We start from the raw sequence: 15,124 nt of genomic DNA, 5'->3' as shown, positions 1-15,124 counted from the left end.
TAGGAGGGGAAATATGCTTAACAAAACGCAAATCCGTTATTGTTTAGACACAATGGCGGATATGTATCCAGAAGCACATTGTGAATTGGTTCATGACAATCCATTTGAACTTGTAATCGCGGTGGCGTTATCTGCACAATGTACAGATGTACTTGTAAATAAAGTGACAAGAAATTTATTTCAAAAATATAAAACACCAGAAGATTATTTAAGTGTTTCTCTAGAAGAATTACAACAAGATATACGCTCTATCGGATTGTATAGAAATAAAGCAAAAAACATTCAAAAATTATGCCGAATGTTATTAGATGACTATAATGGGGAGGTACCGAGCGATCGAGATGAACTTACGAAATTACCAGGTGTAGGAAGGAAAACAGCGAATGTTGTAGTTTCCGTAGCGTTTGGGATTCCGGCAATTGCTGTTGATACACATGTGGAGCGAGTGAGTAAACGATTAGCGATTTGTAGATGGAAAGACTCTGTGTTAGAAGTAGAAAAAACGTTAATGAAGAAAGTACCGATGGATGAGTGGGGGGTTACGCATCATCGTATGATTTTCTTTGGACGTTATCACTGTAAAGCACAACGACCGCAATGTGAGGAGTGCAGGCTGTTAGAAGTATGTCGTGAAGGAAAGAAGCGAATGAAGGTGAAATAAAGGATGGAGCGAGTTATAGAAATACCGAAAGAATTTCATTGCTTACCATTTTTTAAAGAAAGCGTAAATTCAATTGAGTATCATACAGACGAGTCTTTTGAAGAAATAATACAAAATACTTACTTTATATTTGATATTGAAAGACAGTATGAGCCATGGAAGGAAATTGAAAACAGTATTCCAGCAGTGTTGAATGTATGGAAAAATAAGCATGAAGACATTGCTATACTGTTTCGAAATAGAGATAAGCAAGAGGCTGAGGGGCCAATGATTCTTTTTGCAGCTCACTTGTTATCGGTTGTCTATTGGTTAAATGAGCAACCTGTTCATAGTTTGAATGAAATGCAAATAAATACGAATAAATTAAAAGTGCAACCTGTTAATTTTATGGAAAGGTATTCATTCATTATAAAGAAACCGAGTAATTATCATTCTTATATTCAATTAGCGCAGTTATATATCGAAATAGAAAAGCTGTTTGTAAAGAAAATGATAACAAAAAAGAAGTCTGCTTCTCGTTAAGAGAAACGGACTTCTTTTTTTGTTTATTAGGACTCTGTTGTAACAACAGCACCGTCTGCCTGAGGTGTATCTCCTCCGGTATTTTGGTGTTGCTGTTCTTGTTGTTTCTTAGCTTCGTCTTCAGCTTTTTTCTTGGCCTCTTCTTCAGCTTTCTTCTTAGCTTCGTCTTCAGCTTTTTTCTTAGCTTCGTCTTCAGCTTTTCTTCTAGCTTCCTCATCAGCTTTCTTTTGAGCTTCTTCTTGCTGTTTACGTTGTTGTTCTTGTTGTTGCTGCTGTTCTTGTTGTTTCTTAGCCTCTTCATCAGCTTTTTTCTTAGCTTCGTCTTGTTTTACTTTATCTTCATTAGCTTTTTTCTGGGCTTCCTCATCAGCTTTTTTCTTAGCTTCTTCATCGGCCTTTTTCTTAGCCTCTTCATCAGCTTTTTTCGCATCTGGAGTTCCGCCAGGCGCAGTGAAGGATGCACCAATTGCTGGGCTTGTTCCAGTACCTTTTTTCGCTACTACAGAGAAGCTGTAAGTAACACCTGGTTTAATACCACCAAGAGTAGCTGTCGTACCACTTATTGATAGGCTACCACTTGAACCGTCAGTTGCTTTATAGCTGGCTGCATATGCGTCAACTTCTGCTGGTCCAGACCAGTTTAGTGTAACTGTGCTAGCGCCATCAAAAGTGACATTCAGACCACTAGGGGCATCTACTTTAATTTGTTTAATTGCATCTTTTTTCGCACCTTTAACGTATAACTCTCCGTTTATTTCTTGTACAGAAGAAGGACGTTCAAAGCGTGATTTATCTGTAGCGAATTTGCTCATCATTATTTGGAACATTTGCTGTGCAATTCTAGTGGAGCGATCACTAACATAATTTTTTGGACCATCTTTTTCGTAACCAGTCCAAACAGCCATTGTGTATTGTGGTGTATATCCAGCAAACCAGCTATCTCTGTTTGCATCAGCTGGGATATCATATTTTTGAAGAACTGATGCATCAAAGTTTTGTGTTCCTGTTTTACCTGCTACGTCAACACCTGAAACGTATGCTGTTGGACCTGTACCACCAGAACCAGGTTTTACTACGTCACGAAGAACGTCAGTAACCATGTAAGCTGTATAGTCTTGCATTGCGCGTTGTTCCTTAGGTTTAAAGCTTTTCTTTTTCCCGTCCGGGAAGGTTACTTCTTTTACGAAGTGTGGTTTATTATAGTTACCACTATTACCGAAGGTTGCATATGCACCTGCTACTTCCAATGGAGACCCCTCGTTACTACCGATTGCTGTTGATTCGTAGACTTTTCCTTCTTTAAAGGTCATGCCTAAACCTTCAGCGAATTCTTTTGACTTATTAAGACCAACTGTTTGTGCTGTCTTTAAAGCTGGAATGTTTAATGACTTTTTCAAAGCTTCACGTAGTGAAACGTCACCTTTGTAGCTCTTTGTTGCATTTTGTATTTTTTTACCATTGGAATACGTATACTCTGAATCGTTTAATTGATGGTATGTAGACCATTGTAAATTTTCAATTGCCGGACCGTAGTCGAAAATTGGTTTCATTGTTGAACCAACTTGGCGTTTTAAATCAGTTGCCATATTATGACCTTTGAAAGTAGACTTACTTTCTTTACGTCCAGCACCAATTGCTCGAACTTCTCCAGACTGTGTATCCATAAATACGAATGACCCTTGGAATTGATCGTCTGGATACTTAATAAGATTGCCATCCATAATTTTGTCAGCGTAATCTTGAGCATCTTGATCAAGTGTTGTATGAATCGTTAAACCATCTGAACCGATATTTACATCAGGATATTCTTTTTCAACTTCTTTTACAACCGCATCTAAAAATGCTTGATACTTCATCTCAGTTACTTCTGAAGACGGTTGAAGGCCCTCTGTTACTGGGATCTTAACGGCGTTATTCATTTCTTCTTTTGTTATATAACCATGTCGATTCATTAATGATAATACAACATTACGACGATTTGTTGCTCGTTCAACATTTTCCTTTTTTGTTGGATCATAAATGTTTGGACCTTGGGGTAAACCAGCGAGCATAGCAGCTTCATGTAATTGCAAGTCTTTTAAATCTTTACCATAATATTTTTGCGCTGCTGTCGCAATACCATATGAACGGTTACCTAAATTAATCTTATTTAAGTACATTTCTAAAATCTCATGTTTAGAGTATTGTTGCTCTAATTTATAAGATAAGTACCACTCTTGTACTTTTCTCTTAGCAGTTTTGTCCATCGTTAGAAAATAGTTTTTAACGACTTGCTGTGTAATCGTACTACCACCTTGGGAACCGAAACCACCAGTGACATTTTCCATAACTGCTTTTGTAGTTCGTTTAAAATCAATTCCATTATGATCATAGAAACGCGAATCCTCAGTTGCAAGGAATGCATTTTCAACTACTTTTGGAATTTGATCATAAGTAACATGCGTTCGTTTTTCAGCACCGTATTCATAGAAGAAATTCCCGTTTTTATCAAGAAACTTTGTTGATAAAGGATTAACAAGTTTGGATTTGTCTAATTTTGGAGCGTCCTTTACCATAACAAAGAAAGCGGAAACGCCGGCTACGAGACCAACGATACCAAGAAGCAGACAACCTATAAGGAATTTCTTGAAAAAGGAGCCTTTTTTCTTTGGTTTTTCTTCTTTATGTGTTTTTTTCTCTTGATTTTTCACATGATTTCGTTCTGTACGAGAACGATAATTATCTGACATTATACTTTCTCCTACCTTTCATTCTCTCCCCCAAAAGTCGAAAAAAGAGCCTTAGTGATGACTCTATCACGAAAAATAAACCGTGTCTAGTACACGGATATAGTCAATCCGAGGGTGATAACCGCATGATAATAAGGATCCATGCTCTTCTATTTCTTCTTTCGTAATCGACTTGCGTCCACCAGTATTTTGACGATTCCAAAATGCAATAATATGTTTTGCATCTAATAAATAAAATTCATCAAAAAGTGTAAATTTAATAATGACAAATGCAATTCCATTATGAGCAACCACTTGCTTCATATGTTCTATTTGATGAAGGTGGAAGTTTTGAAGTGGGAAACTAGTTTTATTTTTTGTTTCCTTTGCTTCAAAATCGATGTATTTCCCTTTGTATACACCGTTGTAATCTGTTGTAGAAGGTTGTTTAAAATACGCTTCTTTTACCACTGCAGCACTTCGAGCGGGGTAATCTACTTTTACAATTTGAAGAGGTGTAGGTTTTTTATGTACACATGCAATATTATGGGTTAAGTAATATTGATTTGTTTCATTCAATTCCTCTTCAAGGGACATACCTCTGTTGCTATAAGTATGTGTTTTTATAGGTGTTTTTTGAGGTTGTGAAGCTTGATTATACCTTTTTCCATTTGGGTAACGAATGGTCATAGTGTGTCCACTCCCAACTTACTAAGAATTACTTACAAAGGTGATTATATCAAAAAATGAAAAAAGATGTGACCTTTTTGATGAAAGGTATGATGACTTATTTATGTTGACATGGAATGATTATATGAAAATTAAACAAAATCGAGAAAAAAAGTTTTGTACAGAGGAAGAAAAAGCAATCATTCGCAATATTACAAAGAAAACAGAAATAGCTAATGTGGACAATATTTCTCGGACACAATCTTATCAAGAATATTATTTAAGAAATAGTGAAATCAGGTGGGCCTTTTTAGCGAGTATGGTTTCGAGAAATGCGGGATGGAATATGACCGATTTAGAAGGGAGATATTATGCTACTGTTTTACCTAAAACGGTAAAAAAACATTTATTTCTTCTGTACGAACAAGCTAATTGGATTATTTTCTTAGATGCCTTTCCTCAGCTATTATTGTATGAGGAAAGTAAGAAGAGACGTACACCTCTCTTTCATTTGTTGCAATATTTCAGCGTATCAATTTTTATGGAAAAAGAATGGTTACTTTTCTGGGAGAAAAGAGATATGAATAGGCTTATAACAGCCCTTATTATAAATGAACAAAATAAAATTCAAAAACCAGTCATTGAGAGCACATATTTTAAAAAACATGTATTCCATACTGCACTTTTTAAAGTACAAGAAAGATTTCATATTAGTGCAGTTATCTTCCCAACAATTGAAGGGAGGATGTATGGATTTTCGGTTTATCAATTTGAAACGTTACAACAGCGTATAGAACTGGGAAAAAAATTAGCATGGTTATTGTTTCATCCAATTTATAATGGTTCGTTTTATAAGTTTGCAGTGCAAACTACACATACTGGGTCTAGAGAAGATTATGAATTTTACTCAAAGGAAACTAGAAAATCGTGTACGCCAGCACTTAGAGATAGTTATCCTGTTGTTTTACATGAAGAAATAGAAATGAGAGATTGGTTTTGTGCAAATATGAAAATGAATGTGCTATTTGTACTTGAAGAACCTAAAGAGGAAGTTAATATAACAGAATGGTATAGGAGAAAGAGGGAACAAATCTATAGGATATCTATCGTAAATCGTTTCGTTAAAAGGATGGATGAGTTCATGATATAATGAAAAAGAAGTCCCGTCTTCCATTTTGAAGACGGGACTTCTTAATTTGAAATAATCCTGCTATGCTTGCTACGACTTTAATCTCAAAACGTAATGCTAGTAGGAGATTAAGGGTGACTTGAAATTTAACCGTACGTAATAAAGTCTCGCTTTATGTAGCAGGGAAGTTTGGACCATCTAGCTTTGGATTGCCAGTCTCGGGTTTATTTTGTTGTTTGTTTTGGTTTTTCTTTTTTTCATTTTTGTTCTTTGCCATTGTACTACACCTCCTTTTTGTATTGTTACCATTTCTATAAATGACATACGAAATGATTTCTTTGACGAATAACAACTAGTTTTGTCATGTGGGCAGGAGTGGTGAATCGTTCGGCGAAATTACATGACAAAGGAAAAGCAAAGAAGGAGGCGTTTTGTATATGGCGATGGTTCAGAAGGAAGATGTAATGAAAAAAATGGATCAAATGTTAAGTTCTCTCGATTTGCTGGAAATGAATATAGGGATTAGAATGAATCATGCATTAAAGGATGCGAGTGAAAAAATATGTAATAAGATAGAAATAACAGAAATGCATATTGAACATATGGAAAATAAATTAGTGCATCACGAAGAAAAAGGGAATTGGGTAAAGACATTTCAAAACGTCGTAGTGAGTGCATAATAAGGTGGGAAAGAGATGAAGAATGAAGCATTAATACAGTCTTCAGAAAAACTCATGCAGTATAATAATGAAGCGAATATAAAAAAAAGAGAACTAATCGAATACGACTTTTATAAGGATATGAAACCATTTGTAGACATGGTAGATGAGGAATTAAAGAAGTGGAAAGAATTAGCTTATACGTGGATTAAAGAAGAAAAGCCAAAGTATATACATGTACAGCAAATTGATCAAGTATACGATAATTTACAAACGAATGTGTTACAATGCTTTGTAAATAAAGGTAAAGGTAAACGATTCTTTGAAACACACCAAGCCATTTCGTATACTTTGCAAAATATAGTTGAGCAATGTAAATAACAAGAGGGAGAACCCTCTTGTTATTTTTATGCTTCTGTCATTGTTGTAGGTTTTGTTGCGCCGTTTATTTCTAATTCTTTTATTAATGTTCGATAATCTGAAATGCATATTTTTCCTTCGAGATACCAATGTCTCGCAAAGTCTAATAATTCATTTGCATTCTCTGTGCAATACCCCTTTTTTTGAGAAAACGCTTGTTTTAAATCCCCTAATACCATGTTGATTCCTCCCCCATGAGAATCTTCTTCTTAATTATCATAGCATGGAAGGGTTTTCTTTTTTAATTTTTTAAAAATTTAAACTTCCGACAAAAATAGACAGATACTCCATCACACATATTATTTTATAGGTACATATTATATATGTAGAAACTTATGTGAAGGAGGAGAGAATGCATGTTTCAACAATCTAACGTATATCAGCAAACAAATCCATATGCACAGCAAAATATGTACCAATATAATACGGATACATATTTACGGTATAATATGTATCCTTTCGAGCCTTATTATGGAAATCAAAATTATTATCAACCGTTTGAAGTGTCGTTTATGAATCAAGCTCAACAACCACAACAGCAGCAGCAACCTTATGTGAATCAGGCTCAACAACCACAACAACAGCAACCTCATGTGAATCAGGCTCAACAATCACAACAGCAGCAACCTTATGTGAATCAAGCTCAACAATCACAAGCTCAGCAACCATACATGAATCAACAACAGCAGCAGCCTTATATGAATTCGCAATATTATATGCCACCACCATCGCCCTATGCTAATCAACAAGCGATGTTTTATCCACCAAAACAGCCGTACCCGACGCAGAGTAAACAAAAGCAACAACAGCCAAGTCAGTTTTCTAGTTTTGTTTCTCAATTTAAAACATCCGATGGTAACTATGATGTAAATAAAATGATGAATACAGCTGGACAAATGATGAATGCGATGAATCAGGTGACAGGTATTGTAAAGCAAGTTGGAGGCTTTTTTGGTAAGTAATGTTGAAGAGTTGTCTATGAAAGTATGGTATATGAAATAAAGGACTAGACAAATTTCCTTGTAATAAATGGGTATATATAACAAACGGCTTTCTCTCTTTTCTCATACTGTAAAGTGTAATCAGATTTTTTTAACGAGAGAGGAGAGAAAAAACTATGCATCATTGTCATCCTTGTTTTGGAGGGCATAAGCCTGTAGGACCTATTTGTACAACTGCTCCTGTCGTTCATCCGACGAAACAATGCGTAACACACTCTTTTTCAACAACGGTGGTGCCACACATTTTCCCAACACATACAACACATGTACATCATCAACAAATTAAAAACCAAAACTTCTTCCCACAAACAAATTCAAATGTAAATGTTGTGGACCCAATCGACCCAGGATTCGGCGGTGGATGTGGACCGTGTGGCCATGGTCATCATCACCACGGTCATCAAATATCTCCATTTGGGCCAGGACCGAATGTATCACCGTTTGGACCAGGACCAAATGTATCACCGTTTTTACCAAACAATGTATCACCAGTAGGTCCAAATATCGGACCAAACGTTGGTGGAATATTTAAAAAGTAAATGATATGTTAGAACTAGCGAAATGCTAGTTCTTTTTTTGTAATTGGAGTGTTGATATGAAAGTTATTGCAGTAACAGGATATAAGCCATTTGAACTTGGAATATTTAAAAATGATCATCCAGGGGTGGGGTGTATAAAAAAGGCATTACACCGTAAATTAACCACTTTTGTAGAAGATGGTTTAGAATGGGTTATAATAAGCGGCCAGTTAGGTGTAGAATTATGGGCTGCTGAAGTTGTTTTTGAAATTCAAGTAGAATATCCAGATTTAAAATTAGCGGTATTCACTCCGTTTTTAGAACAAGAAGAAAATTGGAAAGAAGATAATCGTGAATATTACGAATTTATTCTTTCTCAAGCAGACCATGTTGATAGTATCACGAAACGGAAGTATGAAAGCCCAGAGCAATTTAAATTAAAAAATCAATTTTTTATTGAAAAAAGTGATGCACTTTTAGCGGTATACGATGAAGAAAAACCAGGAAGTCCCAAATATATTGTAGAAACAGCAAAGAAAAAAGGGGAAATAGAAAATTATCACAGTTATTTCATTCTTTTTTCTGAGTTACAAGATATAATAGAAGAGGAACAGTGGAATAATGCAGAGTAATATGTAATATAGTACTCGTATATATGATTGACAAAAAGCATTGTTTCTGAAAAAATTTAGTTAATGAAAGTTTTGGTAAAAATTTGAGGTGAAGAAAATGATTTCGGATAAAATTAAATTAACAGCGAAAGATATTTTAGAAAAAGAATTTAAAACAGGTATGAGAGGTTATCAGCAAGAAGAAGTAGATAAGTTTCTTGATATGATCATTAAAGACTATGAAGCTTTCCACAAAGAGTTTGAGCAATTAAAGCAACAAAATGCTCGTTTAAAGCGTGAATTAGAGGAACAAAAACTAGCAGTAACGCAAGTTCCACAACAACCTGTACAAACACCAGTTGCACAACCGGTTTATAACAACACGAATACGGATATTTTAAAACGCTTATCTAACTTAGAAAAAGCTGTATTTGGAAGTAAGTTATACGAATGATGTAAGGTGGGAAAAGGTTTAAGCATTTTACATAGAAAAAAACGTTGCAAAATCTTTTTGTTTCCACTATACTAATGGATGTCATAACGTTTGGGTAATCGCTGCAACGCCAACGTTGTAGAGGAAAGTCCATGCTCGCACGGCCTGAGATGGCTGTAGTGTTCGTGCCTAGCCAATTCATAAGCTAGGGTATTCTGGCTGTAAGGCTGGTTTAACGGCAGGGAAAAAACCTAAGTCCTTTCGGATATGGTTTGACTACCTTTAAAGTGCCACAGTGACGAAGTCCTTGAAGAAATGATAGGAGTGGAACGAGGTAAACCCCACGAGCGAGAAACCCAAATAATGGTAGGGGAATCTTTTCCAAGGAAATGAACGACGGGAAAGGACAGGTTTTATAACCTGTAGATAGATGATTGCCACCGGAGTACGAGGCGTGGGCCGTTTGTAGTACAAAGGAACAGAACATGGCTTACAGAACGTTATGAACCAACTATGAAATAACTCAGCTCTCCTTTGTTAGAGGAGGGCTTTTTATTTGTATGAAGTTATAAAGTATGAGTTAAAATGGTTAATGAGAAAATTTTTCGTAAAATGTAATGATTAATAGGAACAATTGCTATTAATTATTGTTTGAATATACATAAGAGGTGAATGCAAATGGGAAAAGTTACTTTAATTGCAACAGCGGCAATGGGTATTGAAGCGTTAGTTGCCCGAGAAGTTCGCGATCTTGGTTATGAATGTCAAGTAGAAAACAGCAAAGTAACATTTGAAGCAGATGAAAAGGCGATTTGTCGCACGAATTTATGGTTACGTACTGCGGATCGTGTAAAAATTAAAGTTGGCGAATTTAAAGCAACAACATTTGATGAGCTATTTGAAAAAACGAAAGCATTAAACTGGGGAGATTATATTCCAGAGAATGGCGAGTTCCCTGTTATCGGTAAATCTTTAAAATCTGAATTATTCAGTGTTTCGGATTGCCAACGTATTGTTAAAAAGGCTGTCGTTGAAAAATTAAAAACAACATATAAACGTACAACTTGGTTTGAAGAAGATGGTCCGTTATTCCGTATCGAGATTGCAATGCTCAAGGATATTGCAACATTAACAATTGATGCGAGTGGTGTTGGACTTCATAAACGTGGATACCGTATGGATCAAGGGGAAGCTCCGTTAAAAGAAACATTAGCTGCGTCTTTAATTAAATTAACAAACTGGAAGCCAGATCGTCCATTTGTTGATCCATTCTGTGGATCAGGTACAATTCCGATTGAAGCGGCATTAATTGGGCAAAACATTGCGCCAGGATTTAACCGTGGTTTCGCATCAGATGAGTGGGGCTGGGTAGGTAAACAAAACTGGCGTGAAGCGCGTCAAGAAGCTGAAGATTTAGCGAACTATGATCAACGATTACAAATCATAGGATCAGATATTGATCATCGTATGATTCGAGTTGCTCAAGATAACGCAGAAGAAGTAGGTTTAGGTGATTTAATTACATTTAAACAAATGCAGGTAAAAGATTTCACAACAAAAGAGGATTATGGCTACGTTGTAACGAATCCTCCATACGGAGAACGTTTAAGTGAAAAAGCACTCGTTGAACAACTGTATAAAGAAATGGGACAAGTATTCCGTCCGTTAGATACATGGTCAGCGTATGTATTAACAAGCTACGAAGCATTTGAGAAGTGTTACGGAAAAGATGCGTCGAAGAAGCGTAAACTGTTTAACGGATTTATCCGTACAGATTACTACCAATACTTCGGAAAACGTCCACCGCGTAATTCATAGTATAAAACTCCTCCAGCGCGCATATACTGGCTATTATGTAATGCGTAAAGGAGGAAGTGATATGGATAGTTTCCAATTATCAATGATTCAAAAAGCTATTCACCGTACGTATGATGAGCTCGGAAAAGAAGTGGATAGTCAAGGTGCGATTGTAGATGAAATACAAAAAGCACAAGAAGAATATCTGTCAGCTCTTTCACATGAAACAGCGATTGATAAACGGTATTTAAAGTCATTAATATAGAAGAAAATTTTCCTTTTTCGAAAGGAAAATTTTTTTTCGTGAATTTCTATGTATGGCAACAGGGGAAAGCAAATGCATACATATGCGTAGCAGTTGCTATTATCTTTTTATAGAAAAACTTTTTGGTTGGAGGCTAAGGATGTTTACTGAGAAGAGATTACCATTTGAAGTAGGAAAACAAGATAATTTTTATGATAAGTTGAATGAGTGGATTGGAGATGTATTTTACGACATCCTTCCGGAAAAAGGCTTTGAAGAGCGTGATGAACAAATTTTTATGGCGTTTCAGTTAGAACGCGCTTTCCAAGAAAAGAAAGTTATGTTCGCAGAAGCGGGTGTAGGAACAGGGAAAACAATTGTATATCTTCTATATGCAATTTGTTACGCGCGTTATACTGGGAAACCAGCTATTATTGCTTGTGCAGATGAAACGTTAATTGAGCAACTTGTGAAAGAAGAAGGGGACATTGCTAAGTTATCTGAAGCATTAGGGCTCTCTGTTGATGTAAGGCTTGCAAAATCAATGGATAATTATTTATGCTTACGTAAACTTGAAGATGTTATGAGTGGACGAGCTCCAGAAGTAATTGAAGACGTATATTATGAGTTACCACAGTTTGTATTTGATCATGGTACGATGCAAAACTTTACTCACTATGGTGACAGAAAAGAATTTCCACTTTTAAATGACGAAGAATGGTCAAAAGTAAATTGGGATTACTTCCAAGATTGCTTTACTTGTGATTCTCGTCATCGCTGTGGACAAACTCTTTCTCGTGAACATTATCGTAAAGCAGCAGATTTAATTATTTGTTCTCAAGATTTCTATATGGATCATATTTGGACGTACGATGCTCGTAAGCGTGAAGGGCAAATTCCGTTATTACCAGAAAGTAGCTGCGTTGTATTCGATGAAGGACATCTTGTAGAATATGCAGCTCAAAAAGCTTTAACATACCGTTTAAAGCAAACGATGATGGAGCAACTTTTAACGAGATTGCTACAAAACGATATTCGCGAGGAGTTTGCGCATTTAGTAGAAGAAACAATTTGGCAAACAGAGCGATTCTTTGATGTGTTACAAGAGAATAAAAAGGAAATTGCCGGTTCTGATCGTTTAGAAATTACTGTGACAGAAAAAGTAACAGCTGAAGCGAAGCGACTTTATGCAAAAATTGGTGAAGTCGGTGATGCATTAGTATTTGAAAGTGAAATGCATACAGTAAACACGTATGACTTAAATATCGTTGATGAGCATTTAGATGTGTTAGAACATTCACTTCGTCTGTTTATGCACGAGAAAAATGTAATTACATGGGGTGAAGAAGGTGATGGTGCCTTCACGTTAGTTATTATGCCGCGTGCAGTTGAAGAGGTGTTACAAGAGAAAGTATTCTCGAAGAAAATCCCGTATATTTTCTCTTCTGCGACATTATCGAACAACGATTCATTCGCATTTACAGCAAATAGTCTAGGGGTAAAAGATTACTTATCATTCTCAGTTGCCTCACCGTTTGATTATGAGGAGCAAATGGCGGTAAACTTACTATCGCATACGAAAGAAAATGAATGGGAAAGAAAGTGTCAATATACACTTGAAAATATACAAAAAACAAATGGACGTACGCTTGTATTATTCCGTACAACACAAGAACTTGCAGCGTTTAAAGAATATGTAAGTAAAGAACAAATGTCAGTTCCGTTCCTATATGAAGGAGATCAGGAAATTAGTCAGCTCGTTTCTCGTTTCCAAAATGAAGAAGAGACTGTACTTTGTGCCGTTCATTTATGGGAAGGTTTAGATATTCCAGGTTCATCATTATCACATGTTATCATTTGGTCATTACCATTCCCTCCAAACGATCCTGTGTTTGAAGCGAAACGTAAGCACGTAAATGATCCATTCTGGGATGTAGATGTACCGTATATGATTTTACGACTTCGTCAAGGGATCGGACGTTTAATTCGTACGAGCGACGATAAAGGTGCTATATCAATCTTCTTATCTGATTCAGAAGATGAGAAAGTAGTTGCAGCTGTGAAAAATGTACTGCCAGTAGAAGGTAAAGAATTATAAGGAAAAAGCTTGGCGCTTGCCAAGCTTTTTTCTATTATAAAAGGAATTTATGTTTCCGTGTCGAATTAAGTTTGAGGTAGAAAAAGGAGGCTTTTATACGATGACAGTTGCTACATATGAAGTAGAAAAACAATTTTTAACATACGTGAAGAAGATACAGAATTATGGAGAAGCATTAAGTTTAATGTTTTGGGATTTAAGAACAGGTGCACCAAAAAAAGGTGTGGATCAGCGTTCTGAAGTAATTGGTATGCTTTCGTCAGAAGTGTTTGCTATGTCGACTTCAGATGAGATGGGAAACTATTTAACAGAGCTTGAAGCTTTAATACGCGAAGATAAACTTTCTGAAACGACGAAGAAAATGGTTGAAGAGTGCCGGAAAGAATATGATAGAAATAAAAAAATTCCACAAGTTGAATATGAGGCTTATGTGAAATTAGAAGCGAAAGCGGAGAGTGTGTGGGAAGAAGCTCGCGAAAAATCTGATTTCGAAATGTTCCGCCCATACTTAGAAAAAATTGTGGAATTTAAAAAGAAATTTATTACATATTGGGGTTATGAAACATATAAATACAATACATTATTAGATATGTATGAGCCAGGTATTACAGTGGAAGTTTTAGATCACGTATTTGGTCAACTTCGTGAGCGCATCGTACCGCTTGTAAAAGAAATCTCTGAGTCTAAAAAAGGATTAAAAACAAGTGCTTTATCGGAACGATTTTCAAAAGAAAAACAAAAGAACTTTACATTAGAATTATTGAAGCAATTGAATTATGACTTTGAAGCAGGTCGTCTTGATGAAACAGTACATCCTTTCGAAATTACATTAAATAGAGGGGATGTTCGTATTACGACACGCTATGATGAAAAAGATTTTCGTATGGCTGTTTTTGGAACAATTCATGAATGTGGTCATGCAGTATATGAACAAAATATTGCAGAACAATTTGAAGGTACACCACTTTGCAGTGGTACATCTATGGGTATTCACGAATCACAATCATTATTCTTTGAGAACTTTATCGGCCGTAATAAATCATTCTGGAAGAAGAATTATGATTTATTAAAAGAGTATAGCAATGGTCAATTTGATGATATGTCAGTTGATGAGTTTTATGATGCAATTAACGAATCGAAACCGTCATTCATTCGTATAGAAGCAGATGAGCTTACATACCCGCTTCATGTTATGGTTCGTTATGAGCTTGAGAAAGAATTATTTGATGGTACATTACAAGTGAAGGACTTACCAGCAGCTTGGAATGATAAGATGGAAGCATATTTAGGCATTCGTCCGGAAAATAATGCACAAGGTGTATTGCAAGATGTTCACTGGGCTGGTGGTTCATTTGGATACTTCCCATCTTATGCGCTTGGTTACATGTATGCAGCACAGTTTAAGCAAAGAATGTTAAAAGACATTCCGAACTTTGACGCATTATTAGAAGAAGGAAACGTAACACCAATTCGTGAATGGTTAACAGAAAATATTCACCAATACGGTAAAACGAAAAAGCCACTTGAAATTTTAGAAGATGTGACAGGCGAAGGATTAAATGCAAACTACTTAGCAGATTATTTAGAAGCGAAGTATAAAGAAATTTATGAGTTATAAAAAAGAGCTGCTTAATTGTGAAGTGACCCCTAAAAG

General features: G+C 35.9%; 17 protein-coding genes and 1 other RNA gene. 14 read left to right on the top strand and 4 right to left on the bottom strand.

All coding sequences use genetic code 11. The features are described 5' to 3' along the window. Positions 1-13: 13 nt before the first annotated feature. Together nth and DN403_RS16970 are read left to right on the top strand one after the other, a co-directional pair. Positions 14-661 (top strand): endonuclease III, encoded by a 648-nt coding sequence (gene nth, locus DN403_RS16975; RefSeq protein WP_000933035.1) that lies wholly within the window; start codon positions 14-16, stop codon positions 659-661. 3 nt (positions 662-664) lie between these two features. After that, positions 665-1,183 (top strand): YpoC family protein, encoded by a 519-nt coding sequence (locus DN403_RS16970; RefSeq protein ID WP_000442661.1) that lies wholly within the window; start codon positions 665-667, stop codon positions 1,181-1,183. Between the two features lie 26 nt (positions 1,184-1,209). Here the strand turns inward: DN403_RS16970 and DN403_RS16965 are convergent, their stop codons facing one another. Together DN403_RS16965 and recU are read right to left on the bottom strand one after the other, a co-directional pair. Continuing rightward, entirely contained in the window at positions 1,210-3,912 is a 2,703-nt protein-coding gene (locus tag DN403_RS16965) for a PBP1A family penicillin-binding protein (RefSeq protein ID WP_001283103.1), read from the bottom strand. A 66-nt stretch (positions 3,913-3,978) separates the two neighbouring features. After that, positions 3,979-4,581: a Holliday junction resolvase RecU gene (gene recU, locus DN403_RS16960; protein WP_000155599.1), complete on the bottom strand. Its 603-nt coding sequence runs from the start codon at positions 4,579-4,581 to the stop codon at positions 3,979-3,981. A 103-nt stretch (positions 4,582-4,684) separates the two neighbouring features. On the opposite strand from recU, the gene DN403_RS16955 reads away from it, so the two are divergent. Then, positions 4,685-5,710, top strand: coding sequence for a DUF2515 domain-containing protein (locus tag DN403_RS16955; protein WP_003277507.1), 1,026 nt, complete (start codon positions 4,685-4,687; stop codon positions 5,708-5,710). 151 nt (positions 5,711-5,861) lie between these two features. Here DN403_RS16955 and DN403_RS32205 read toward each other — a convergent pair whose 3' ends face one another. Then, positions 5,862-6,041, bottom strand: a complete 180-nt coding sequence (locus DN403_RS32205; protein ID WP_003277508.1) for a hypothetical protein — start codon at positions 6,039-6,041, stop codon at positions 5,862-5,864. A gap of 85 nt (positions 6,042-6,126) precedes the next feature. Between DN403_RS32205 and DN403_RS16950 the strand changes: the two genes are divergently transcribed. Both DN403_RS16950 and DN403_RS16945 read left to right on the top strand, forming a co-directional pair. Then, complete coding sequence (locus DN403_RS16950) at positions 6,127-6,369, top strand: hypothetical protein (RefSeq protein WP_001252036.1); 243 nt, start codon at positions 6,127-6,129, stop codon at positions 6,367-6,369. Between the two features lie 15 nt (positions 6,370-6,384). Continuing rightward, entirely contained in the window at positions 6,385-6,729 is a 345-nt protein-coding gene (locus tag DN403_RS16945) for a YppE family protein (RefSeq protein ID WP_000786936.1), read from the top strand. Positions 6,730-6,755: 26 nt separating this feature from the next. Here the strand turns inward: DN403_RS16945 and DN403_RS16940 are convergent, their stop codons facing one another. Then, positions 6,756-6,947: a YppF family protein gene (locus DN403_RS16940; protein ID WP_000242652.1), complete on the bottom strand. Its 192-nt coding sequence runs from the start codon at positions 6,945-6,947 to the stop codon at positions 6,756-6,758. A 177-nt stretch (positions 6,948-7,124) separates the two neighbouring features. Here DN403_RS16940 and DN403_RS16935 point away from each other — a divergent pair, with 177 nt between their 5' ends. From DN403_RS16935 to ypwA, 9 genes are all read left to right on the top strand, one after another. Then, complete coding sequence (locus DN403_RS16935) at positions 7,125-7,730, top strand: YppG family protein (protein WP_000487717.1); 606 nt, start codon at positions 7,125-7,127, stop codon at positions 7,728-7,730. A 155-nt stretch (positions 7,731-7,885) separates the two neighbouring features. Continuing rightward, the gene (locus tag DN403_RS16930; protein ID WP_000546292.1) at positions 7,886-8,308 is read left to right on the top strand and encodes a CotD family spore coat protein; all 423 of its coding nucleotides are present in this window, start codon (positions 7,886-7,888) and stop codon (positions 8,306-8,308) included. 56 nt (positions 8,309-8,364) lie between these two features. After that, complete coding sequence (locus tag DN403_RS16925) at positions 8,365-8,919, top strand: SLOG family protein (protein WP_000862927.1); 555 nt, start codon at positions 8,365-8,367, stop codon at positions 8,917-8,919. A gap of 97 nt (positions 8,920-9,016) precedes the next feature. Continuing rightward, positions 9,017-9,352, top strand: a complete 336-nt coding sequence (gene gpsB / locus DN403_RS16920) for a cell division regulator GpsB (RefSeq protein ID WP_000622431.1) — start codon at positions 9,017-9,019, stop codon at positions 9,350-9,352. 86 nt (positions 9,353-9,438) lie between these two features. After that, an RNA gene (gene rnpB / locus DN403_RS16915) (RNase P RNA component class B) lies at positions 9,439-9,829 on the top strand. A gap of 180 nt (positions 9,830-10,009) precedes the next feature. Then, positions 10,010-11,149, top strand: a complete 1,140-nt coding sequence (locus DN403_RS16910; RefSeq protein ID WP_000521224.1) for a THUMP domain-containing class I SAM-dependent RNA methyltransferase — start codon at positions 10,010-10,012, stop codon at positions 11,147-11,149. A 61-nt stretch (positions 11,150-11,210) separates the two neighbouring features. Further along, on the top strand, positions 11,211-11,393 hold the full coding sequence (locus DN403_RS16905) for a DUF3921 domain-containing protein (RefSeq protein ID WP_000376895.1): 183 nt from the start codon (positions 11,211-11,213) through the stop codon (positions 11,391-11,393). 139 nt (positions 11,394-11,532) lie between these two features. Next, positions 11,533-13,470, top strand: a complete 1,938-nt coding sequence (locus DN403_RS16900; protein WP_000493696.1) for an ATP-dependent DNA helicase — start codon at positions 11,533-11,535, stop codon at positions 13,468-13,470. Positions 13,471-13,570: 100 nt separating this feature from the next. Next, positions 13,571-15,088: a carboxypeptidase gene (gene ypwA, locus DN403_RS16895; protein ID WP_000215085.1), complete on the top strand. Its 1,518-nt coding sequence runs from the start codon at positions 13,571-13,573 to the stop codon at positions 15,086-15,088. The last annotated feature ends 36 nt before the right edge of the window (positions 15,089-15,124 follow it).

The sequence above is a fragment of the Bacillus sp. AY2-1 genome (assembly GCF_008368965.1).
Lineage (GTDB): Bacteria > Bacillota > Bacilli > Bacillales > Bacillaceae_G > Bacillus_A > Bacillus_A thuringiensis_S.
This window is presented reverse-complemented; position numbering and strand designations above follow the sequence as displayed.